This is a genomic window from Streptomyces luteolifulvus (assembly GCF_008806595.1).
GTDB lineage: Bacteria > Actinomycetota > Actinomycetes > Streptomycetales > Streptomycetaceae > Streptomyces > Streptomyces luteolifulvus.
On record NZ_VZRB01000004.1, the window covers coordinates 366557 to 387224 of the forward strand.

The following is a 20668-nucleotide window of genomic DNA, read 5'->3' on the forward strand; positions in this document are numbered from 1 at the left end:
CAGTTCGTACGGCTGTTTGCCTTCACCCGAACATCGCTGTCCAGCCCTCGTTTCCGCCCCCGGAAACCGGACTTGACGAGCCATCAGATATCGGGTGACACGTGGCCTCCCTGCGCGAACAGTGCGCCATGAGCAACAAATCCCGGCTGGAGCAGGTCAAACGTCCGACGACCTCCGATGTGTCGAAGGTCACGCCATGTCACCAATGCCTGCACTGCGTTACGTACCGGTAGTTATGAGGCCGGCCAGATGTGACGTCACGGCAGCAGCACCAGCCGCCCCCGCACCCCGCCCTCCGCGAGCCGCGCGTGCGCCTTCGCCGCCTCCTCCAGGGAGTACGTCTGCGCGACCCGGGTCGTGAGCGTCCCCGCGTCGACCAGCGCCACCAGTTCCCCGAGCCGAGCGCCGTCCGCGGTGACCTCCACCGCGGATGTACGTATCCCCCGCACCGAAGCCGGCTTGGCGTGCGGCATCACGCCCGCGTAGGCGCCCTCGTCACGTGCCCACCCCAGGGCCGGCCCGCCGAGGACGGCCGCGTCCAGGACGGCGTCGTGCGCGCCCGGCAGGTCCCCGCGCGCCACGAAACGGGCGGCACCCAGCTGACGTACGAGAGCTTCGTCGGCCTCACCCGCGAGAGCGGTGACCTCGATGCCCTGGTGTGCGGCCAGTTGCACCGCATAGCCGCCCACGGCGCCCGCCGCACCGGTGACGAGCAGTGTCCGGCCCGCCTCGAGGTCCAGCAGATCGAGGGCCTGGGCGGCGGTCAGGGCGTTCAGCGGCAGGGTCGCCGCGTGCACCGCGTCCACCGACCCGGGCGCCGCCGCCACCGCCCTGGCGTCCACGACCGCGAACTCCGCATGCGAGCCCAGCGGTTTCACCATGCCCGCGTGCAGCGCGACCACCGCGTCGCCGACGGCCCAGTCCGTGGCCGCACCGGTCGCGTCGACCGTCCCCGCCACGTCCCAGCCGAGCCCGAGGGGCCCGCTCATCTCGCCGAAGGCGCCGGAACGGACGCCGGCGTCCACCGGGTTGAGCGCCGCAGCCGCGACCTTGATCCGCACCTGACCGGCGGCCGGCTCCGGCACTTCCCTGTCCACGATCCGCACGGCCTCGGGTCCGCCGAACTCCGTCACGACAACAGCACGCATCACACATCTCCTCTGAAAGCCGGAAAGTCTCCGTGGTGATGCAACAACCCTATGGATGGCTACTATCCATGAGTAAGTACGCACCTGAAGGTGCGTACCCCACCCGGAGGTGCCCTCATGGCAACCAGCACCGCGGCGGAGCGCCGCGAGCAGGCGCGGATCGAGTACGACGCGTTCCTCAAGAGCTGCCCGACCCATCAACTCCTCGGCCGCATCAGCGACAAGTGGGCCGGCCTCATCATCAGCGCGCTCACGGGCGGGCCGATGCGCTACAGCGACCTCGGCCGCAGGATCGCGGGCGTCAGCCCCAAGATGCTGACGCAGACACTGCGTTCACTGGAACGGGACGGCCTGGTGTCCCGCACGGTGACCCCGTCGGTCCCGGTCCGCGTGGACTACGAACTCACCGCGCTGGGCACCAGCCTGAGCGGTCTCATGACCGCGGTGAAGGAGTGGGCCGAGACCAACATCGAAGAGGTGAACAAGGCACGGGAGGCGTACGACGCTGAGGCGCCCTCCGGGCGCAGCGCAGTGCCAGGCCTGAACGAACCGGTCCCCGCCGCTTAGCAGGTCTCGTGGAGGTAGCCGCCCGTGCCCTTGGGCACGACCGACTCGTCGCGGCGGACGATGCTCAGTGTGCCGCTCCAGCCGGAGCACGCCTGCGACAGACCCTTCGCCGAGTACTCGACCACGAGCACATTGTTGTCGAACGCCTCGGCGAACTGTCCGCACTCGTTCCACTCGCCGCACTCCTCCACCACGGCGAAGTCCAGGCCCACCGAGGCACGGTCGGCCACCAGCTCAAGGGTGCCCTTCTGGGCGATGGCCAGGCCCTTGTCGTGGGCGTGCGCCGACAGCAGTTTCATCAGCGCCTTGGTCTGGTCCGCCGTGAGGTATTTCGGGAAGCGGGTGAAGGCGTCGTAGTTGTCGGGCTCGACGGCCTTGTACGCCTTGGCCGCGCACTCGTCGATCCAGGCGTTCACCTGGGCGGCGATGCGCTGCCGCTTGGCGTCCGTTCGGATGTCCAGGACGGCCTCGCCCCAGTCCTCGTCATAGACGACATCGCCTCCGGCGTCGCGCAGCAGCAGGTCGGAGTCCCAGTCGCGCTCCGCACCGTCCTGCGCCTGGAAGGCGTTGATGTTGCAGATGTTGTAGGCACCCGGCGAGGGCGCGTCCTCATAGCTGCGGCTGACCACCCGCACACCGGACTGCGGGGCATATGCGCCGCCGATCTGGTAGTCCCACGGCACATGCTTCGGCGGTGGCGTCACCAGGGCGGAGGGCGCGGCGGGCGCGGCGGGCGACTGCGAACCGGCTTTCAGTGCCGTGATGGCCACTGCGGTGACGGCCAGGGCTACGGCGAGACCGAGGAGGATGCGCCGCCCTCGACGTGGCTGTCCGTGCCCGGGTCGAGTGCTGTCCGTTCCGCCCTTCCCCCCGGCGGTGGTCAGGCCTCGCGGCACGGGGCGTGCGGGGGACCCCTGCCGACGGGTTTCCGCCGCGCCGGCCACTCCCGGGACTGTCGGGGCGCCCTGCGCTGTCGGCGCGCCCTGCACTATCGGTGCTGTCGGCGCGCCCGGCGCCTCGGAATCCGGCAGCGCTTGCAGCAACCGGTGCAGTTCGGCGAGTCCGGGCCGAGCGGCCGGGTCCTTTTCCAGGCAGCGTCCGGCGATGCTCCGGAGGGGTTCGGCGACTCCGTCCAGGACCGGTGCCTCGTACATCACCTGATAGCCCGTCAAATAGGGGCTCTCGCCGTCGAACGGGCGGTTGCCGGTGGCCGCGTACACCAGGAGCGACCCCAGCGAGAACACGTCCGAGGCCGGGGTGACGTCCCGCGGCGAGGCGAACTGCTCCGGCGACATGAAGGGCGGGGTGCCGATCAGCCGTCCGGTCACGGTGAGGGTCTGGTTGTCGACGGCGCGCGAGATGCCGAAGTCGATGACGCGGGGTCCGTCCTCGGCCATCAGGACGTTGCTCGGCTTCAGGTCCCGGTGCACCAGGCCCGCCTGATGGATGTCCCGAAGTGCCTCGACCAGGCCCAGCGCGAGCGAACGCAACTCCGGTCCACGCAGCGGGCCGTCCCTGGCCACGGTGTCCGACAGCGTGCTGCCCGGCACATACAGCGTCGCCATCCACGGCTGTTCGGCGTCGGGATCGGCGTCCACCACCGGTGCCGTGAACGCCCCGCTCACCTGGCGGGCCGCCGCGACCTCCTGCCGGAAACGCGCCCGGAACTCCTCGTCCTGCGCGAACTGCGCGTGCACCACCTTGACCGCGACCCGCCGTCCCGAGGTGGAGCGGCCCAGATACACGACACCCATGCCGCCGCTGCCCAGCCGGTCGACCAGTGCATAGTCGCCGATGGAGTCCGCATCGCCGCGGTTCAGCGACATCACCGGTCACCTTTCCCCTGTGCCACGCCTTGAAGAGCTGTACCGGGGCATCAGAGTAGTACCGAGGTGACAGGGCTCCGGGCCGGGTCAGTCCAGTGCGGCCGGGGACTCGGAGTCGGGTACCAGCAGGCGCGGCGCTGTTGTAGGAGTCGCCCCCGACGAAGGTCGTCCATGCCACCATGCGGCCACTGGCCCACACCCGGGCCCGGTTGGGCAGACCGGGGACCGGGAAGGCGCGCTTGTGGCGGAGGTCCCGGTCGAGCACGACGAGGCGGTAGGACCACGGGGAGTCGGGATGGATGCAGACGCCGGTGCCTGCCGCGGCATGGACGCGGACGCACTCCAGCGGGGCGACCGCTCTCGGGCCGCTTCGGGTCGTCCCGGGAGACGGTGACGAGATGGCGGTCGCCGACCACCAGCAGGCGTCGGCCGGGAGCCAGCGTCGGGCGGCCCGCGGTGGTGGTGGCCCGGTCAACGCCGGCGCCCGCCGCGGCCGTGCGGTCGGCGGCCAGCCGGATGTAGCCGGCGGAGACGGCGGCGAGCGGGTTTCTTCGCCCATGGGCCACGACCAAGCGGCGCGTCCCTACGGGGCAAGCATGCCGTCCGCTCGCCACGGCCGTTCTGCCGGGCCAGGACAACTGCGCGCAAAGGTCTTGGCCTTACTGGAGCGGCTGGAACTGGACCGCTTCTCTTCGTCTGTCATCCTTCGGGACTTACGGGACTTGACGATCACCGCGCGGGTGGAAAGCCGAGTTCGACGATCGGGTGGTGGATGAGGTGCTCGGCCTCGCCGTGCCGGCGTCCACCCCGATGAGGGAGTGGACGCCGGGTGCGGTGCGGGCATGCGGGCATGCGGGCATGATCAGACGCACGGAACCGTGGCCTTGTTCACCTCGACGGACGGCCGGGGTGAGAGGGGCCGATGACGAAGGGCCGACTATTCGGGTGCGAAGAGCTGGAAGAACGTCGGGAAAGTGCCCAGGACACCGAGTCCGATCAGAACCAGTGCCACGGTCAGGGCCCGGGCGGTCTCCTGCTCCTTGGTCCTGAACACCGTATGGAGGACCACCCACGACACCAGCCAGACGATCACCGTCATGATGGTCTTGCCGGACAGCGGGCCGACCTGGTCGTTCCATTGCAGCCAGTCCGCCACGCCCTTGCTGGCCTCGGCCAACGTCGTGAAGAGGCCCAGAGCCGCCGCACCGACGCCGGCTGCGATGATCGCGGCGGAGATCGGCCCTTCCGGCCGGTCGCCGTCCACAGTGCCGTCCGCCGCAGCAGGGGCCGGTACGGACTGCTGGTCGTCCGCGCGTTGCGCGCTTTCCTCGTGCTGGGACATCTCGCTCACTCCCTCTCGGCCTACTGGACCGGTGCGACCTTGGTGATGAAGGCGCCGAACGCCCCGGCGATCGCAGCGAAGGCGAAGGCCAGCACGAGCAGCAGCAGCGTGGTGCGCCGTACCCGCTCGTGACGGATCAGAGTGTTGGCGTAGTACAGGACGATGAAGGCGACCACGGTGGCCAGGATCGGGCTGAGCCAGGCGATGTGCTCCTTCCACTCCATGCCGAACTTGTGCCAGTCGGAGGTGTCCGGATTGGCCAGCAGCTTGGACTTGGCACTGTCCGGGGCCGCCTCCCGGTACCAGGGATAGACGACCCAGGTGCCGGTGATCACGGTCCCCCAGGCTGCCACCGCCATCGCCGTGACCCCGACTTTCAGCCGCCGCATTCGCTCGACGACGCCGGTGCCGGTGAGCAGTGCCGTCCTGAGCCCGTAGAGGTCGGCCAGTCCGCCGGCGAATCCGAGCAGAAACACCGCCCCGAGGACCATGCCGTGGATCAGTCCCCACACCTCGCGGTTCGTGAAGCTCATTGCCCACCTCCCTGTGGGTTTGCTGTGAGCATGTTCAACTGGCCGAAAATGTAGGGGCGGGCGTGAACGCTGGACATGGGCCGAACGGCCCACACTGTGGCGTACAAAGACCCATGCCAGAGCTGGCCGATGAGGGGTTGCTCGAAGGGGTGGGCGCGGCCGTCGCCGACTGATCGACGCCACCCCCCGCCGGGCCGGGTGAACGGTGTGCGACACGGTCCTTCGAAGGACCGTGCCCAAGTCCCAACACCCCGCCCCAGCATGCCGTTCGTGAGTGCCCACCACGCCGGGCGGTCGCAGCTCGCCGCCGCTGCAACCACGACGGCTGTCGTCCTCAGGTCTGGGCGAAGGCGTCGAGCAGGCGATCAGCCCGCGGCTCGATCACGCCGACGGACGGGACCGCCGTGGACCAGGCAACCTTCGCCCGTAGCCATCGGCGGTGTCAGCTCGGCCTGAGTGCAGTGACGTGTTCGGCGTCGACGCTGACCGCCCACCGCGGCCCGCTCCTCGGTGACAGAATCGCCGCCGTGTCCAACTCCTGCGCGCAGCCCATTCTGAGAACGGCGGATCTCTCCGAGGGTTTGCGCATTGTCGAGCGGTTGCTCTCCATCGCCGATCTCACGGACCTCGACGTCGACTTCGAGGCCCTGATCTCCTCGGGGGACGTTCTCACACCGCTGCTGGAACTGCTTCCGCATGCCCAGTGGTTCACCGAAGGGGACACGGGCGGCTCGTCGGTGAAGGGGGACGATCCGTCGGCGCACTTCCCCGTCCGGCTGAGGGCCGTGGCCCGGCCGCCGGAGACGGTGGGGCCTTTCCTTGACGTGGTGGGTGACAGCCCCGCCACGGTGCGGTGGGACTTCATGGGCTGGCCCGAGGCCCCGGAGGTGGGCCTGGGTGTCGGTGGCGCGAGGGGTGCGTTCGTGACGCTGTGCACGCACGTCCGTGACCTCGAACTGGAGGAGCCCGCGACCGATCACACCGTCTTCGTCCACGTCAAGCAGGCCGAGGCCGAACGCGCGCCGTGGCTCGCGGCCCTGGTCGGTCTGACGGTGATCGGCGACCTGGAGATGGCCCCGTACTGAACAGGTGTGCCCCGCCGGAGTCCTTGGGTTCTAATGATCGTCGCAACACCCGACCCACGGGATTGCGATGGCGCACGGCGAGGGCGACCACCGAGTCGGTCAGCTTCCGCTGAAGTAGTGGCCTTCGTCCAGGTCTTCGACGAGGCCCTGGTGGGTCGGCTGCCACCCGAGCAGCTGCCGGGTGCGGGTGCTGGATGCCTGCACGTCCAGGCCGAAGAGGAGAGCGAGTCCCCCGAAGTGGGGCTCGGCCGCGTCCGGGGCGACGGACACGGCCGGCAGGCCGAGGCCCCGGCCGATCGCCTCGGCGATGGCCCGGGTCGGCACGCCCTCCTGCGCGACGCCATGCAGCACCGACCCCGTCGGGGCGCTTTCCACCGCGAGCCGGAACAGGCGCGCGGCGTCGAGCCGGTGCACGGTGGGCCAGTGGTTGGCGCCGTCGCCGATGTAGCCGGAGGCACCGTGTTTGCGGGCCATGCCGACCAGGCGCGCGACGAAGCCGTGGTCGCCGTCACCGTGCACCGTCGGCGGGAGGCGCACGCAGCAGGAGCGCACACCCCGGTCCGCGAAGGCCAGCGCCGCCCGCGCCGCGAGGCTGCGCCCGCCGCCGGGCAGGGCGACGTCCGGCACGTCGTCCTCCGTCGCGAGCCTGCCGGGCCGGAGCCCGGCCAGGCCGGAGGCGATGACCAGCGGCCGGTCGGAGCCCGCCAGGACCTCCCCGAACGCCTCGATCACGCGACGGTCGGCGTCCATCGCGGCCGCGAAGTCGCCGGAGAACGCCTCCGCATGCTTGTAGGCGAGGTGAATGACGCCGTCGGACGCTGCCGCGGCGCTCCGCAGGGCGTCGAGGTCGTCGAGCGATCCGCGGTGGACCTCGGCACCGGCGGCCTTCAGGGCGCCGGCCGAGGCGTCGGAGCGGGCGAGACCCACCACCTTGTGGCCCGCTTGCAGCAGTTCGGGGACGACAGCGGAGCCGATCCAGCCGGACGCACCGGTCACGAAGATGCGCACGGGGGACCCCCTGTGGTCGATGGTGCGTCGATGTCATTCACGGACATTCGGGTCACCACGGCACCTCCCCTGCGTCGTCGAAGAACCTGCCGGTCGGGCCGTCGTCGGGCAGGGTCGCGAGCCGGATCGCGATCGCCGCGCCCTGTTCCGGGGTGCGGACGCCGCGGAAACCGTTGAGGTCGGTCGCGCAGAAGCCGGGACAGGCGGCGTTGATCAGGATGTTCGTGTCGCCCAGCTCCTTGGCGTACTGGACGGTGACGGCGTTGAGAAACGTCTTCGACGGCGCGTAAGCCACGGCGATCGGGCCCGTTTCGGCGCCGGGAGTGGTCTGCAGGGTGAGCGAGCCGACGCTGCTGGACATGTTGACGATCCGTGGCGCTACCGAGCGACGCAGCAACGGCAGCATTGCGTTGGTGACGCGGATGACGCCGATCACATTGGTCTCCACGGCCGCCAGCACCGTCGCGGGGTCGACGGTGGTGGGCATCTGTGGCGCGCTGCCGGTTATGCCTGCGTTGTTGACGAGCACGTCGAGGCGCCCGGCCCGGTCCTCGATCAGCCCGGCGGCGGCTGCCGCACTCGCGTCGTCGGTCACGTCGAGGGGCACACCGAACGCGTCGACGCCGCCCGCCCGCAGCTTCGCCACAGCGGCCTCGCGACGCTCCTCGTTCCGGGCGCCGACCCCGACCCTCCAGCCGAGGGCGCCCAGACCGGCCGCGATCTCGTACCCGATGCCCTTGTTCGCGCCGGTCACCAGCGCGATCGTCTGTTCACTCATACGACAGATCCTGTCCGGGCCCGGCGGGAGTTGGCCAACACCGGTTGGGTGTGCAGCGATACCCCACGGGTATCGATCCCGATGGGGGTGAGTACCATCGCGGCGTGGAGACACGTGAGTTGCGGTACTTCGTCGCCGTCGCCGAGGAGCTGCATTTCGGGCGGGCCGCGCAGTGGCTCGGGATCGCGCAGCCCCCGCTGTCGCGCGCGATCCGCCGGCTCGAACGACGCCTCGGGGCGCAGCTGCTGGAACGCACCAGCCGCGCGGTCACCCTGACCGAGGCCGGGTCGGTGCTCCTGCGCGAGGCCCGGGCGGCACTGGACGCGGTCGAGGCCGCCGAGCGTCGCACCCGCCGCGCTGCCCTCGCCGCGACCGGCCATGCCGGCGTGGTCCTCGCCACGAAGGCCGGCGCGTCCAGCGAACTGCTGGCGAAACTGCTCGACGCCTACGCCGCCGAACCCGATGCGGTCACCGTGGATCTGCTCCTGTGCGGGATCGGCGAGCAGGAACGACTGCTGCGCGACGGCCGGGCCGACGTGGCTCTGCTGCACCGGCCGTTCGATGCGACGTCCGGGTTCGACACCGAAGAGCTCCGCACGGAGGGACAGGTCGTGGTGCTGCCGGCCGGGCATCCCCTCACCGTGCGGGCCCACGTCCCGTTGGCCGAGGTCACCGAGCTGCCCGGCCTGCCGCTGCCGCGCTGGCCCCGTCCCGACGGTACGTACCCGGACGGCCCCGGCCCGCAGGCTCGCGACCATGCGCAGTTGCTGCAGCTGATCGCCCTCGGCCGCGCTTGCTGGATCGCGCCGGAGTCGTGCCGAGCCCAGCTGCGCGACGATCTCGCCGCCGTACCGGTGCTGGACGCGCCGACGGTCACGACCGTCATCGCATGGCCGCCCCACAGCCGGTCCCGAGCCGTCGCCGGGCTCGTCCGGGCCGCGACACGTCTCTAGCAGCCGTAAAACGATGATGGGCGCGTCCACTTGAGGCGTCTCCAGCAGATGAGGCCGCAGGCGAGGGGCATTGCCGCTCGTGTCGCGGATCCTGCGGATCCTGCGGATGAGCGTGCAGGTCAGGGCGACTGGGAACGTCCGCCGCTACCTCAAGCCATCCCCGGAGGCGATCGCCGAACTCACCGGTCTGCCGCGCCGGGTGACAGCCGCTGCTGAACGCCGGAAGGGCCGCGCCGGAAGGGCCGGTGCACCCGTCAGGGCTGCCCGGCCGACGGTTTGCTCGTGGATTCCGCGTCCTGCTCCTGTCCGGTTGTGGCGGACCAGCTGGCGAGCAGCTTCAGGCCGTCCTCGGCGGCGGTTCCGGGCGGCGCGCTGTAGACGACCACGCTCAGGCCGCTTTCGTCCGGCAGGCTCATGGTCTCCTGATCGAGTTCCAGGTCGCCGACGAGGGGATGGTTGAGGCGTTTCATGCTCTCGCGGAAGACATGCACGTCGTGGGATCCCCACATCACGCGGAAGACCTCGCTGCGGGTGGACAGTTCACCGATCAGGTTCGACAGCTCCCGGTCATAAGGGTTTTTCCCCGCCTCGATGCGCAGCGCGCCCACAGCGAAGCGGGCCATGCGCTCCCAGTCGGCGTAGAACCGCCTGGCTGCAGGGTTGAAGAAGGCGAACCGGGCGACGTTCGCACCGCAGGTCGGGTCGGCATACATCTCCGAGTACAGGGCCCGGCCCAGCCGGTTGGCGGCCAGCGCGTCGAGGCGGTTGTTCATCACGTACGCCGGCAGCCCCGGCATCCCCTCGACGATCCGCGCCACGCTGGGCCGCACCGTCGGCCGAACCGCCCGCTGCCGTGCCCGCGCCTGGGGCGCCGGTCCCGCGGCGCGGGCGAGGTCGTACAGGTACATGCGCTCGGTGTCGTCGAGCCGCAGGGCCCGGGCGAGGGCGTCCAGCACGCTGTCGGAGACACCTTGGAGGTTGCCGCGCTCCACGCGGGTGTAGTACTCGACGCTCACCCCGGCGAGCGTCGCGACCTCACCTCTGCGCAGTCCGGGCACCCGCCGCTGACCGTACGCCGGCAGACCCGCCTGCTCGGGGGTGATCCTGTCGCGTCGGGAGCGGAGGAATGCACTGACTGCGTCCCGGTTGTCCATCAGGACAGGGTAGGCAGGCCGCGCAATGGGTGGGGGACCCTGTCAGTACCCCTCACAGCAAAGACTCCCCCGTCACGACCGCCTCCCGTTACATGGTGCGTGCCCCGATCCTCCGGGGCCCGACCGGTGCGAGGACGGACACGCCCCCGCCGGCCGACCTTTCCCGTACCGAGTTCCGGATGAGGGCTTGAGTACCTGAACAAGATGAAAGGGCACACAAGATGAGCGACCAGACCGAGACGGTGACGGAGAGCCCCGCGGATGTCGTGCGAGGCCTGTATGACGCGTTGAGCAAGGGCGACGTGCCGGGTGTCCTGGCCAAGCTCAGCCCCGAGGTGATCGTCGACGAGCCGATCCAGCTCCCCTACGGCGGCGTGCACCAGGGCCGCGAGGTGTTCGTGCAGTCGATCCTGGGCGCGATGACGGGCTACGCCAACATCGCCATCACCGATGCCGAGGTGTTCGAGGGCCCGGCCGGCGTCATCGGAACGCTCACGGGAACACTCACGGCCCACACCACCGGTGAGGAGTTCCCTCTGACCATGGTCGAGATCCACCAGGTCGAGAACGGCACGGTGCGCAAGATCGACGTCTACACCAAGAACCCTCACGAGCTCACCGCGTTCTACGCGCGCGCCGAGGCGGGCACCCGCTGACGACGACACTCTTCAGAGTCCGGCCGAGCCACCTGACCACGGCGGGATCGGGTCGGCCGAATCATGCACAGTCCCGGCACCCCCCCCAGGCGGTACGAGGCGGGATTCCGGGGCCCGCTATCTTGAACCGGACATCCGACATGTGGAGCTGGTGTGCAGACGACAGCTGAGGTCGCGGTCGCCGACGCCTCGGCGGGCGACGACGTCCCCGTACGCGGCTGGCCCCGCTACTGGCCGCTTCTGCTGCTGGCCGCTGCCGCCCTGCCGGGCCTGGCGCTCTTCACCCTCGGGCGGTGGGGGGACGAACCGGCCTTGCGCGCCTGGCGGACCGTGTGTCTCGCCATCGTCATGCAGGCGATGCCCTTTCTGCTGCTCGGTACGGCCCTGTCCGGCGCGATCAACGCGTTCGTGCCGGCGCGGGTGTTCAGTCGTGTCCTGCCCCGAAGGCCTGCGCTCGCCGTCCCGGTGGCCTCGGCCGCCGGAGTCGTACTGCCCGGCTGCGAGTGCGCGTCGGTTCCGGTCGCGAACAGCCTGATCGGCCGGGGCGTCACCCCGGCCGCCGCCTTCGCCTTCCTGCTGTCCGCCCCGGCCGTCAACCCGGTGGTGCTGACCGCGACCGCCATCGCCTTCCCCGGCAGCCCCGCCATGGTGCTGGCCCGGCTGCTCGCCTCCCTCGCCACCGCCGCCGTGATGGGCTGGCTGTGGCTCTTCCTGGGCCGTGAACAGTGGCTCAAGCCTGCCGTACGGCACACCGGGCACCGGCCGGGGCACAGCCGCTGGACGGAGTTCCGGCAGGGCTTCCAGCACGACTTCCTGCACGCGGGCGGCTTCCTGGTCGTCGGCGCCATGGCGGCGGCCACCTTCAACGTGGCCGTCCCGCGCTCCGTGCTCGACACCTTCTCCGGCTCGCCCTGGCTGTCCGTGCTCTTCCTGGCCGCTCTCGCCATCCTGCTCGCGGTGTGCTCCGAGGCCGATGCCTTCGTCGCCGCCTCGCTCACCGGCTTCTCGCCGCTCGCCCGGCTGACGTTCATGGTGGTCGGCCCGATGGTCGACCTGAAGCTGATCGCTCTTCAGGCGGGCACGTTCGGGCGGGCCTTCGCAGCCCGTTTCTCCGCGGCCACGACGGTCGTCGCGATCCTGTGCAGCACGCTGATCGGAGGGATGCTGCTGTGAAACGGCCGCTCCAGGTGACCCTGCTCGTCCTCAGCGGCCTCGGTCTGCTCCACGGCTCGCTCTTCACGGACCTGTATCTGCGCTACGTCAAGCAGGGCATGCGGCCGCTGCTCATCGGGTCGGGCGTGCTGCTGCTCGTGCTGGGCGCGGCGGAGGCGTGGTCGTGGCGCACACGCCATGACGGGCACGAGGGGCACGGTGATGGTCACGGTCACGACGGTGACGGCCACGTCCACGACCACTCCGGGGTGCCCAAGGTCGCCTGGCTGCTGTTCCTGCCCGCGCTGAGCCTGCTCTTCTACGCCCCGCCCGCCCTCGGCGCGTACACCGCCTCCCGCGAACCGGCCAAGGCCGTCACGGAGCAGAAGCAGGAGGACTTCGACCCGCTGCCCACTGCCTCGCCGCTGCCGATCACCCTCCGCGACTTCACCCGCCGGGTGCAGCAGGACCGTTCCCGGGCCATCGACGGCCGTACGCTCCTGATGACCGGGTTCGTCACACCGGCCGAGGGCGGCGACGGCTGGGACCTGACCCGGATCATGCTCTCGTGCTGTGCGGCGGACGCCCAGTCCGTGAAGGTGCGGATCCACGGGGTCACAGCGCCGCCCGCCGACACTTGGGTGACGGTCACGGGCACCTGGCACACGGGCGGCACGCTCGGCACCAGGTCCGCGCAGGTCGCGCTGGACGCCCGTGCCGTCAGGAAAGTCGCGCGCCCGGCGAACGGATACACCGACGCGCTTCCCCTCGCCCCCTCCTGACGGCGGCCAAGGCGCGTCATCGACCTCGACGACGAGGCGCTGGAAGAAGCGGCCAAGGAACTCGGCACCACCACCAAGCGCGACACCGTCAACACCGCCCTGCGGGAAGTCACGGCCCGCTACCGGCGTCTGCGCGCGCTCGACGAAGCCCGCACCCTGGCGGCCGACGGCGCGCTGGACATGGACCTCCTCCTGGACAAGAGCAAGTACCGGCCCACGAGCGCGGCAGACGACGTCCGCGACGGTGGAGTGGATGAGTGACCGTCGCCGACCACCTCATTGACACCTCTGCACTCGCCCGCGTCCTGTTCCGCCAGAACACAGCCGAATGGGACGACAGGATCGGCGCCGGCCTCGTACGTCTACCGCCGCTCCCGCATCGTCCAGGAACAACCGACCGCAAAGGGGGAGCACCGCAGCGCAGGCCTGGTCGATCTTCTTGTGGCCGCCGCCGCCGAGGAGGCGGGGCTCACGCTGCTCCACTGCGACCGCGACTTCGAAGCCATCGCCCGTACGACAGGGCAGCCGGTCCGCATGATCGACCTCAGGCAGTAGAACTCCGCGAGCCAGCGTCTCGTCCAGCGAGTCGAGGCAGTCGGTGGTCGGTGGCCGGCGGTCTCCTGGCGAAGTGACGCCAGGTCACGCTTTCACGAGTTCTTTCCTGATCAGGCTCTCGGCAGTTGCGAGGATGGCGGCCTCTGGACTGTTGCGGGGCTGCCATCCCAGCACGCGGTGGGCTTTTGCGCTGGTCATCTTCCTGGCGAAGCCGAGGTCGGGCACGATCGGACGGAGCTCCTTGCTGAAGAGGGAAACCAGGCGTACGACGGCATTGGGGATGGACCGGGCCGGGACGTGCTTGGCTGCGTCACCGAGGTTGGCTCTGAGGACGGCGCCGATCTGCTTCATCGAGATCGCTGGTCCGCTGGCGGTGAGGAAGCGCTGACCAGCAGCTTCAGGGGTGGTCATGGCCAGCAGGTGCGCGCTTGCCACATCGCGTACGTCGACGATCGGGATCCACAGATCGGGATAGCCAGGCATCGCCCCGTCGAGGCTTCGCTGAATGAGGTGGTTCGATCCGGAGATTGCCCTGCCCATCACGGGTCCCATGACTGCGACGGGAAGGATCGTGGCGAGTTCCGTCGAACCGCCCTCGGCGTCGATGAAATCCCACGCGGCGCGCTCGGAGAGCGTCTTGCTCTTGGTGTACGCGGTGGCACCTGGCCCGTCGAGGACGCTCCAGTCCTCCTCGGTGAACTGGTGGTCGGTGCGCGGGTACCCGTAGGCGACCGCATGGAACGCGGAGGTGAGGACAACCCGTTCGACACCGGCATCGCGTGCTGCACGCAGCACGCGCAGAGTGCCTTCACGCGCCGGAACGATGACCTCGTCCTCGTTCTCGACATGCTCCACGTGCACGGGAGAGGCCACATGCAGAACAAAGTCGCACCCGGCGACGGCATCGGCCCACCCTGCGTCACTCGTGAGGTCCGCTGCCGCGAAACTCAACGCGCCGCCGTTCACCATCCCGGCGTCGCTGAGCTGCGTCCGGACCTCGGACTCGCGCCCGAGGGTGCGCACGGTCGTGCGCACCCGGTATCCCTGCTCCAGCAGCTGGAGAATGCAGTGTCCGGCGATGAAGCCGGACCCGCCGGTGACGAGGACGCGAGGCTGCGACGCGGTCATGACTGCACCTCTGGGGGCGGTGTGGTGACCATCTGTCTTCCTTCCTTGCTCGCCCAGCTCACTGGGCCATTGACAACTGTTCGGACCATCAAGCAGCCCGGACCGGAGCCCGCCCGCTGGAGGGCCGGGCGACTGCGGGCCTTACCGCGCTGACACGGCCGCCGGTTCGATGCTGCGGACATGCTGGGTAAGGAAGAGGGCTGCCCGCTCCAGTGCCTCGTCGGCCTCGTCGAGAACGCCGGCGAAGGACTGGAACACGTGCGGCACGTCGGCGGTGATGTCGAGGATCACACTCACGCCGGCGGTGCGGGCGCGGGCGGCCATGCGGGTCGAGTCGTCCAGGAGGACCTCGTTCGTGCCCGCTTGGAGAAGCATCGGTGGGAAGCCGGTCGGGTCGGCGGACAGGGCCGGGCTCACCATGGGCTGGCGTGGGTCCTGACCCGCGAGGTACAGGGGCGCGATGGTTTCCTTGAGGTACTCGCGGGTGAAGATCGGGTCGATACCCGCCTTGGTGTCCATGCTCTCGCCCGACCCAGTAGCGTCCAGGGAGGGCGAGAAGGCCACGATCGCGGCGGGCAGCGGGAGCCCTGCGTCGCGGGCGGCGAGGCAGGTGGTGACGGTGAGGGCGCCGCCGGAGGAGTCCCCGGCGAACGCGATGGCCGAAGGGTCCTGCCCGCTGTCGAGGAGGGCGCGGTAGGCGCTCAGCGCGTCGTCGATCGCGGCCGGGAAGGGGTGCTCGGGGGCAAGCCGGTAGTCCAGCGAGTACGACGTGAACCCGGTTTTGGCCACGAGATGTCCCGTCATCGCCAGCGCGGTCTCCGGGGAGCCGGCCACCCAGCCGCCGCCGTGGAAGTACAGGATCGTCCCGCGGCGCGGGTTGTTGTCCGGCGCGACGTGCAGTGCGGGTCGGTCGCCGAGCGTCGTTTGCGTGGTGCGGAGGCCGCCCGGCACGATCATCTGAGCCATCGTCGACTTGAATCGGCCTCTGAACGCCTCGACCGACTGCGGGCCCCGGGGCCGGGGCTGCCTCAGCATCGTGTCGACCCGGACGCGCTGTTCCCTGCTCATACGAATCGGTCCTCTCGGCCGCCGGCCGTGGTGGCCGGGGTGCGGCTCTCGTGGAGCCAGGTCATGGTGATCCGCACGATGCGCCACACCCCGTCAGCGCCGTGCTGGGCCCGGTACTGCGAGCGGCAGGCGGAGGCAATGTCGGCCTCGACCCCGTCGACATCGATACGCCGCTCGATGACCAACGGCAGCTCCATTGGCGCGCGGTCCTGATCGATGCCCACGGTCGGCGGGCCCGGGTGGTGGACCGCAAGGTCGCCGCGGTCGGCCATGTCCCGGGTCGCCCGGACGAAGCCGGCGCCGCTGCCGGAGAACCGGCTCATCTTTACGACCGAGTCCTCGGTGAAGCAGGCCGCCATCTCCTCGTACCAGCCGCGATCCCGGCTCTGCCGCTCACGCAGCACCGGCTGCGCGACTTCTTCTGCGCTCATGGCGGCCCTTTTATCCGTTGCCGACGGGTGGGATGAAGAGGAACTTCAGGGGTTGAGCCGGCCCAAGAGGCCGGGCAGCCCGCGAGCGCCGGTGAGTCCCCGTGCGGTGACAGCGGCGCAGGCGATGCCCGCCTCGCTCATGGCCTGGTCGAACAGCTCCATGTCCAGCGCCTCGACGGCGGAGAGGTGCTCGACGGTGTCGGGGGTGACCATGGTGTTCAGCAGGGTCAGGGCGGCACTGGAGGCGCTGCCCCTTTTCAGCACATCGACCAGCTGAGGCACGTTCAGCTTCAGCTGGGTGGCCAGGTCGACGATGTCCACGATGGCGGCCTGGTTCAGCATCAGCAGCGCGTTGTTGAACAGCTTCGCCGTCTGCCCGGCCCCTGCAGGGCCGAGGTGGACGACGTGGCGGGAGAAGGAGGCGAAGACCTTCTCGCACCGCTCGGCCACCGGCAGCGGTCCGCCGACCATGGTGGTCAGCCGGTGCTCTTCAGCGGCCGGCCGGCCGCCGCTGACCGGGGCATCCAAGACCCCGACGCCGGCCGTGGCGCACACCTCGGTGAGCCGCACGGCGGCGCTGGGCAGGCCCGTACCGTGATTGACGACGACCGCCCCCGGACGCAGCCCGTCCAGCAACTGCTCGGCCACCCGCAGAACGTCGTCGTCCGTGCCGACGCACAGGGCGACGATGTCGCTCTCGGCGGCCAGGTCCGTGATGCCGTTGTGGCGGATGTGCGGCACACCGCTCAGCCCGTCCAGGGAAACGGGCCGTCGGGCCCAGGCGTGCAGGGGGAACCCGGATTCGGCGATGGCCCTCGCCATGGGCAGGCCCTGGTCGCCCAGTCCGATCCAGCCCACTGCGGGGGCGGCAGATGTTCCTGTCGCTGTCATGTCTCCACGATGGGCACAGAGCACAGGAACAGGCAGTAGACCCGTCTTCATAGGACTGTCAGTACCAGGCGCGCCTTGTGGCACATGAGCCAGACTGTCCGGTATGGCAACGACGGAACTCGGCGCAGCCCTGCGGCGCTGGCGTGACCAGGTCTCCCCCGAGACGGCAGGCCTTCCCGCAGGCGGCCACCGGCGCGCCGCGGGGCTGCGGCGCGAAGAGCTGGCCCAGCTGGCCGGTATCTCCGTCGACTACGTCACCCGCCTCGAACAGGGCCGGGCCACCAGCCCCTCCCCGCAGGTCGTCGAAGCCCTCGCCCGGGCCCTGCGGCTCACCAGCGACGGGCGCGCCCATCTCTTCCAACTCGCCGGTCTCGTTCCCCCGGGTCCGGAGAAGGTCCCGGCGTACATCACGCCCAGCATCCAGCGGATGCTGGACCGGCTCGCCGGCACACCCGTCGTGGTCTTCGACGCCGCATGGACCCAACTGCTCGCCAACCCCCTGTACACGGCGCTGATGGGGGAATGGCACGGCAACGACCTCAACGCCGTGTGGCGCAGCTTCCTCGGCACCGGCACCCGCGTACGTCACACTCCCGAATCCCGGAGCGCACTGCGTGCCGCGCAGGTCGCCGACCTGCGCAGAACAGCAGGCCGCTACCCGGCCGATCAGAGACTGCAGCACCTCGTCTCCCAACTACGCGCCAAAAGCGCCGAGTTCGATGACCTCTGGGAATCCGGTACCGTCGGCCGGCACGAGTCCGCCCGCAAAACCATCGACCACCCCCACGTCGGCGCTCTCACGCTGGACTGCGACGTACTCGTCGTCGCCGGCAACGACCTGCGCATCATGATCTACACAGCCGAACCCGGCAGCCAGGACGCCGAACGCCTCGCGCTCCTCGCCGTCATAGGGACCCAGGCACTCACCGGATAGCCGACAATCCGTCGGCCAATACTCACACTCCCGGCCTTCGTCACGCTCGCACCGAGAGACCCGCGTGGTCCACCGCGACGCACCCCTGACCGAGATCGGGGGACCTGCTGCTGTGGTACTGACGAACCGCGAAGTCGCCCGATGACCGACGATCTTGACGGGAGCCATCCCGCCCGCGACCAGCAACTTCACGATGCACACCGCTCAGCGACCAGCGTCGCTCGGTCACGACGTCCAACCGAGGGCAGCCAGAGGGCAAACGAGCCCGCCTTGAAAAGTCGAGCTCAATCCCCGTGCGTCGGGCAGCGTGGTGGCTGCTCGGAGTGCAGACGTGCTGCCGGGCTGCCCTACCCACGGGTCCCGCACCTGGTGACTGGCCGAAGCAGATCCTCGCCGGATGATCGTCCGTCACCTCGCCGACGTGTCCTGAATGGGGCCAGCCCCGATGCGATGGGGAGCGTTCGCGCTCTGCCGGCGTGCGTCGACGACAACAAGCACATCTTCCGCAGCGTATGAGGCTGCTCCTCTCGCCCCATGACGACTCCCGCCCACAGTGACTCCGCCGACCTCAATCCGCCAACCGATTGACGTCCGTAGCGGGTCGAGGATCGCCCTCCGGGGTAGCTGGGACGATTCGCGCATGGCACCCAGAGCGGACACTGCTGAGGTTTCGGCAACGGCGCGAATCGTCCTTCTGGCCCTCGCGGCCGGTCAGTTCCTGATGGCGCTGGACAGCTCGGTCATGAACGTCTCGATCGCGACGGTGGCCGAAGACGTGGGCACTACGGTGACAGGGATCCAAGGCGCGATCACGGCCTACACCCTCGTGATGGCGATGTTCATGATCCCCGGCGGCAAGGTAGGGGCGCTGATCGGCCGCAAACGCGCGTTTATGATCGGCTGCGCCATCTACGGCTGCGGCTCCCTCACCACGGCGCTCGCGCCGAATCTGCCCGTGCTGCTGCTCGGCTGGTCGTTCCTCGAGGGGATTGGGGCGGCCCTCATCCTGCCCGCGATCGTGGCGCTCGTGGCAAGCAACTTCGCCGCTGAACGCCGTCCCGCCGCCTACGGGCTCGTCGCGGCCGCAGGGGCCGTGGCGATCGCGGTCGGACCGCTCATCGGGGGTCTCGCGACGACCTACTTCTCCTGGCGGTGGGTCTTCGCCGGTGAGGTCGTGATGGTGCTCGGCATCCTGGTGCTCACCGGCCGCATCGCTGACGCACCGATCGGCGAACGCCCTCGCATCGATCTCCTCGGTACCGTGCTGTCCGCGCTCGGGCTCGGGATCTTCGTCTACGGCGTGCTCCGTTCGGACGAATGGGGCTGGTTCCAGCCGAAGCCCGACGCGCCCTCGTGGCTCGGGGTTTCGCTGGTCGTGTGGCTGATGCTGGCCGGTCTGCTTCTGGTCTGGCTCTTCCTCCGCTGGGAGGCCCGCATGGTGGAGCGGCACAGGGAGCCGCTCATCGACCCGGGCATGCTGCACAACAAGCAGCTCACCGGCGGACTGACGATGTTCTTCTTCCAGTACCTCGTTCAAATGGGCGTGTTCTTCGTCGTACCGCTCTATCTGTCGGTCGCCCTGGGCCTGTCCGCGCTCATGACCGGCGCCCGCATCCTGCCGCTCTCAGTGACGCTGCTGGCGGCCGCCGTCCTGATCCCCCGCTTCTTCCCGGACGTCTCGCCGCGGCGGGTGGTGCGGCTCGGGATCCTCGCGTTGCTCGCAGGCGCGGTGGTCCTGATGGCCGCGCTCGACGCGGACGCCGGCGCGGAAATCGTCACCATCCCCCTCCTGTCGATCGGGCTCGGCATGGGCGCGCTGGCGTCCCAGCTCGGGTCGGTCACCGTGTCCGCAGTGCCTGAAGCGCAAAGCGCAGAAGTCGGCGGCGTCCAGAACGCCGTGACCAACCTCGGCGCCTCGATCGGTACGGCGCTCGCCGGGTCGATCATGATCGCCGCGCTGACGACGTCATTCCTCACCAGCGTGGACCAGAATCCGGCGATCCCGGCCGAGGTCAAGAGCCAGGCAACTGTCGAACTGCAAAGCGGCGTACCGTTCTTGTCGGACACCCAGCTCAAGTCCGCCCTGGACGAAGCAGGCACGAGCACGGAGGTGACTCAAGCGGCACTCGACGCGAACGCCGACGCCAGGATCGACGGTCTGCGCGCCGCACTCGCCGTCCTCGCCTTCACCGCTCTCATCGCGATGTACTTCACCTCTCGGATCCCGAAGGCCCAGCCCCGTTCGACGGAGCCATAGCCGTGGGACGGCTGGAACCGAGGCGTCGTTGCTTCAGCTCCGGGGAACTTAGAACGGAGCACACATCACGAAGCCGTTGATCGCGATCAGGAGGACGGCCCAGAACGGCGCGTAGGGGATCCCAAGGAAACTCGCGAGCATGGCCAGCCCCACGCCGACGACCCCGGCCCGGGTGGCGCCCGGGAACTGGGCGATACCGCCGAGAGTCATGACCAATCTCGTGATCGCGACTTCAGACTCGCCGCTCCGCCGTGCCGCGGCAGCCGCCGCCCCGTCTGGCTTCGGTCCTGACGGAGATCTCGTGATGCCGTCCGGCTGAGCTGACCCTATGAGGGCCGGGGCTCCCCATCCCGCGGGTGCGGCTGCACCTTCGGGCATCCAGGCAGCACCCTCCAGGCCGAGACTGCCACCAGCTGGGAT

The 20668-nt window shown here is 69.8% G+C and carries 21 protein-coding genes and 1 pseudogene; 10 read left to right on the forward strand and 12 right to left on the reverse strand.

All coding sequences use genetic code 11. The annotated features are described in order from the left end of the window. Positions 1–257 precede the first annotated feature (257 nt). Positions 258–1148, reverse strand: a complete 891-nt coding sequence (locus F7R91_RS08650) for an NADP-dependent oxidoreductase (RefSeq protein ID WP_150946162.1) — start codon at positions 1146–1148, stop codon at positions 258–260. 117 nt (positions 1149–1265) lie between these two features. Here F7R91_RS08650 and F7R91_RS08655 point away from each other — a divergent pair, with 117 nt between their 5' ends. After that, positions 1266–1715 (forward strand): winged helix-turn-helix transcriptional regulator, encoded by a 450-nt coding sequence (locus F7R91_RS08655; protein WP_150946163.1) that lies wholly within the window; start codon positions 1266–1268, stop codon positions 1713–1715. Here F7R91_RS08655 and F7R91_RS41930 read toward each other — a convergent pair. The 3 genes from F7R91_RS41930 to F7R91_RS08685 all read right to left on the reverse strand — a co-directional run bounded on the left by F7R91_RS41930 (position 1712) and on the right by F7R91_RS08685 (position 5416). Continuing rightward, positions 1712–3541, reverse strand: coding sequence for an endo alpha-1,4 polygalactosaminidase (locus tag F7R91_RS41930; protein ID WP_191971406.1), 1830 nt, complete (start codon positions 3539–3541; stop codon positions 1712–1714). The genes F7R91_RS08655 and F7R91_RS41930 overlap by 4 nt on opposite strands. 937 nt (positions 3542–4478) lie before the next feature. Beyond that, positions 4479–4883, reverse strand: a complete 405-nt coding sequence (locus tag F7R91_RS08680; RefSeq protein WP_150946164.1) for a hypothetical protein — start codon at positions 4881–4883, stop codon at positions 4479–4481. Between the two features lie 20 nt (positions 4884–4903). Next, complete coding sequence (locus F7R91_RS08685; RefSeq protein ID WP_150946166.1) at positions 4904–5416, reverse strand: hypothetical protein; 513 nt, start codon at positions 5414–5416, stop codon at positions 4904–4906. Between the two features lie 527 nt (positions 5417–5943). Between F7R91_RS08685 and F7R91_RS08690 the strand changes: the two genes are divergently transcribed. Further along, positions 5944–6501, forward strand: a complete 558-nt coding sequence (locus tag F7R91_RS08690; protein WP_225320572.1) for a hypothetical protein — start codon at positions 5944–5946, stop codon at positions 6499–6501. A 99-nt stretch (positions 6502–6600) separates the two neighbouring features. On the opposite strand, the gene F7R91_RS08695 is transcribed toward F7R91_RS08690, so the two are convergent. Beyond that, positions 6601–7509 carry an SDR family oxidoreductase gene (locus F7R91_RS08695; RefSeq protein ID WP_150946168.1) on the reverse strand — a complete coding sequence of 303 codons (909 nt, stop codon included), beginning with the start codon at positions 7507–7509 and terminating at the stop codon, positions 6601–6603. Positions 7510–7561: 52 nt separating this feature from the next. Continuing rightward, positions 7562–8287 (reverse strand): SDR family oxidoreductase, encoded by a 726-nt coding sequence (locus tag F7R91_RS08700; protein ID WP_150946170.1) that lies wholly within the window; start codon positions 8285–8287, stop codon positions 7562–7564. Positions 8288–8391: 104 nt separating this feature from the next. On the opposite strand from F7R91_RS08700, the gene F7R91_RS08705 reads away from it, so the two are divergent. Then, positions 8392–9240, forward strand: a complete 849-nt coding sequence (locus tag F7R91_RS08705) for a LysR family transcriptional regulator (protein ID WP_150946172.1) — start codon at positions 8392–8394, stop codon at positions 9238–9240. A 254-nt stretch (positions 9241–9494) separates the two neighbouring features. Here the strand turns inward: F7R91_RS08705 and F7R91_RS08710 are convergent, their stop codons facing one another. Further along, positions 9495–10394, reverse strand: coding sequence for a helix-turn-helix transcriptional regulator (locus F7R91_RS08710; protein WP_150946174.1), 900 nt, complete (start codon positions 10392–10394; stop codon positions 9495–9497). Positions 10395–10615: 221 nt separating this feature from the next. Between F7R91_RS08710 and F7R91_RS08715 the strand changes: the two genes are divergently transcribed. The 5 genes and pseudogenes from F7R91_RS08715 to F7R91_RS08735 all read left to right on the forward strand — a co-directional run bounded on the left by F7R91_RS08715 (position 10616) and on the right by F7R91_RS08735 (position 13539). After that, positions 10616–11050 carry a nuclear transport factor 2 family protein gene (locus F7R91_RS08715; protein WP_150946175.1) on the forward strand — a complete coding sequence of 145 codons (435 nt, stop codon included), beginning with the start codon at positions 10616–10618 and terminating at the stop codon, positions 11048–11050. Positions 11051–11203: 153 nt separating this feature from the next. After that, positions 11204–12223, forward strand: coding sequence for a permease (locus F7R91_RS08720; RefSeq protein WP_150946178.1), 1020 nt, complete (start codon positions 11204–11206; stop codon positions 12221–12223). Then, positions 12220–12984, forward strand: a complete 765-nt coding sequence (locus tag F7R91_RS08725) for a TIGR03943 family putative permease subunit (RefSeq protein ID WP_150946180.1) — start codon at positions 12220–12222, stop codon at positions 12982–12984. The genes F7R91_RS08720 and F7R91_RS08725 overlap by 4 nt, the downstream gene beginning before the upstream one ends. A gap of 18 nt (positions 12985–13002) precedes the next feature. After that, positions 13003–13245 carry a type II toxin-antitoxin system VapB family antitoxin gene (locus F7R91_RS08730; protein ID WP_150946285.1) on the forward strand — a complete coding sequence of 81 codons (243 nt, stop codon included), beginning with the start codon at positions 13003–13005 and terminating at the stop codon, positions 13243–13245. Continuing rightward, positions 13242–13539 (forward strand): annotated as a pseudogene (locus tag F7R91_RS08735) (PIN domain nuclease). The gene F7R91_RS08730 and the pseudogene F7R91_RS08735 overlap by 4 nt, the downstream one beginning before the upstream one ends. Positions 13540–13623: 84 nt before the next feature. Here F7R91_RS08735 and F7R91_RS08740 read toward each other — a convergent pair. The 4 genes from F7R91_RS08740 to F7R91_RS08755 all read right to left on the reverse strand — a co-directional run bounded on the left by F7R91_RS08740 (position 13624) and on the right by F7R91_RS08755 (position 17057). Next, entirely contained in the window at positions 13624–14667 is a 1044-nt protein-coding gene (locus tag F7R91_RS08740) for an SDR family oxidoreductase (protein ID WP_150946182.1), read from the reverse strand. A gap of 141 nt (positions 14668–14808) precedes the next feature. Next, complete coding sequence (locus F7R91_RS08745) at positions 14809–15735, reverse strand: alpha/beta hydrolase (protein ID WP_150946183.1); 927 nt, start codon at positions 15733–15735, stop codon at positions 14809–14811. Beyond that, a complete protein-coding gene (locus F7R91_RS08750) occupies positions 15732–16166 on the reverse strand; it encodes a nuclear transport factor 2 family protein (protein WP_150946185.1) in 435 nt (144 codons plus the stop codon). Before F7R91_RS08750 ends, F7R91_RS08745 begins: the two co-directional genes overlap by 4 nt. Positions 16167–16211: 45 nt before the next feature. Continuing rightward, positions 16212–17057 carry an NAD(P)-dependent oxidoreductase gene (locus F7R91_RS08755; RefSeq protein ID WP_150946187.1) on the reverse strand — a complete coding sequence of 282 codons (846 nt, stop codon included), beginning with the start codon at positions 17055–17057 and terminating at the stop codon, positions 16212–16214. A gap of 103 nt (positions 17058–17160) precedes the next feature. Between F7R91_RS08755 and F7R91_RS08760 the strand changes: the two genes are divergently transcribed. Next, a complete protein-coding gene (locus F7R91_RS08760) occupies positions 17161–17991 on the forward strand; it encodes a helix-turn-helix transcriptional regulator (RefSeq protein ID WP_150946189.1) in 831 nt (276 codons plus the stop codon). A 640-nt stretch (positions 17992–18631) separates the two neighbouring features. Beyond that, positions 18632–20248: an MFS transporter gene (locus F7R91_RS08765; RefSeq protein WP_150946287.1), complete on the forward strand. Its 1617-nt coding sequence runs from the start codon at positions 18632–18634 to the stop codon at positions 20246–20248. 48 nt (positions 20249–20296) lie between these two features. On the opposite strand, the gene F7R91_RS41935 is transcribed toward F7R91_RS08765, so the two are convergent. Beyond that, positions 20297–20458: a DUF7144 family membrane protein gene (locus tag F7R91_RS41935; RefSeq protein WP_191971407.1), complete on the reverse strand. Its 162-nt coding sequence runs from the start codon at positions 20456–20458 to the stop codon at positions 20297–20299. Positions 20459–20668: the final 210 nt, after the last annotated feature.

Excerpts from the sequence above, each read along its gene's own strand:
- F7R91_RS08740 (WP_150946182.1), bottom strand. The coding sequence starts at position 14,667 with ATGACCGCGTCGCAGCCTCGCGTCCTCGTCACCGGCGGGTCCGGCTTC.
- F7R91_RS08765 (WP_150946287.1), top strand. The coding sequence starts at position 18,632 with ATGGCACCCAGAGCGGACACTGCTGAGGTTTCGGCAACGGCGCGAATC.
- F7R91_RS41930 (WP_191971406.1), bottom strand. The coding sequence starts at position 3,541 with ATGTCGCTGAACCGCGGCGATGCGGACTCCATCGGCGACTATGCACTG.
- F7R91_RS41935 (WP_191971407.1), bottom strand. The coding sequence starts at position 20,458 with ATGACTCTCGGCGGTATCGCCCAGTTCCCGGGCGCCACCCGGGCCGGG.
- F7R91_RS08750 (WP_150946185.1), bottom strand. The coding sequence starts at position 16,166 with ATGAGCGCAGAAGAAGTCGCGCAGCCGGTGCTGCGTGAGCGGCAGAGC.
- F7R91_RS08655 (WP_150946163.1), top strand. The coding sequence starts at position 1,266 with ATGGCAACCAGCACCGCGGCGGAGCGCCGCGAGCAGGCGCGGATCGAG.
- F7R91_RS08755 (WP_150946187.1), bottom strand. The coding sequence starts at position 17,057 with ATGACAGCGACAGGAACATCTGCCGCCCCCGCAGTGGGCTGGATCGGA.
- F7R91_RS08745 (WP_150946183.1), bottom strand. The coding sequence starts at position 15,735 with ATGAGCAGGGAACAGCGCGTCCGGGTCGACACGATGCTGAGGCAGCCC.
- F7R91_RS08680 (WP_150946164.1), bottom strand. The coding sequence starts at position 4,883 with ATGTCCCAGCACGAGGAAAGCGCGCAACGCGCGGACGACCAGCAGTCC.
- F7R91_RS08700 (WP_150946170.1), bottom strand. The coding sequence starts at position 8,287 with ATGAGTGAACAGACGATCGCGCTGGTGACCGGCGCGAACAAGGGCATC.
- F7R91_RS08715 (WP_150946175.1), top strand. The coding sequence starts at position 10,616 with ATGAGCGACCAGACCGAGACGGTGACGGAGAGCCCCGCGGATGTCGTG.
- F7R91_RS08710 (WP_150946174.1), bottom strand. The coding sequence starts at position 10,394 with ATGGACAACCGGGACGCAGTCAGTGCATTCCTCCGCTCCCGACGCGAC.
- F7R91_RS08760 (WP_150946189.1), top strand. The coding sequence starts at position 17,161 with ATGGCAACGACGGAACTCGGCGCAGCCCTGCGGCGCTGGCGTGACCAG.
- F7R91_RS08685 (WP_150946166.1), bottom strand. The coding sequence starts at position 5,416 with ATGAGCTTCACGAACCGCGAGGTGTGGGGACTGATCCACGGCATGGTC.
- F7R91_RS08650 (WP_150946162.1), bottom strand. The coding sequence starts at position 1,148 with ATGCGTGCTGTTGTCGTGACGGAGTTCGGCGGACCCGAGGCCGTGCGG.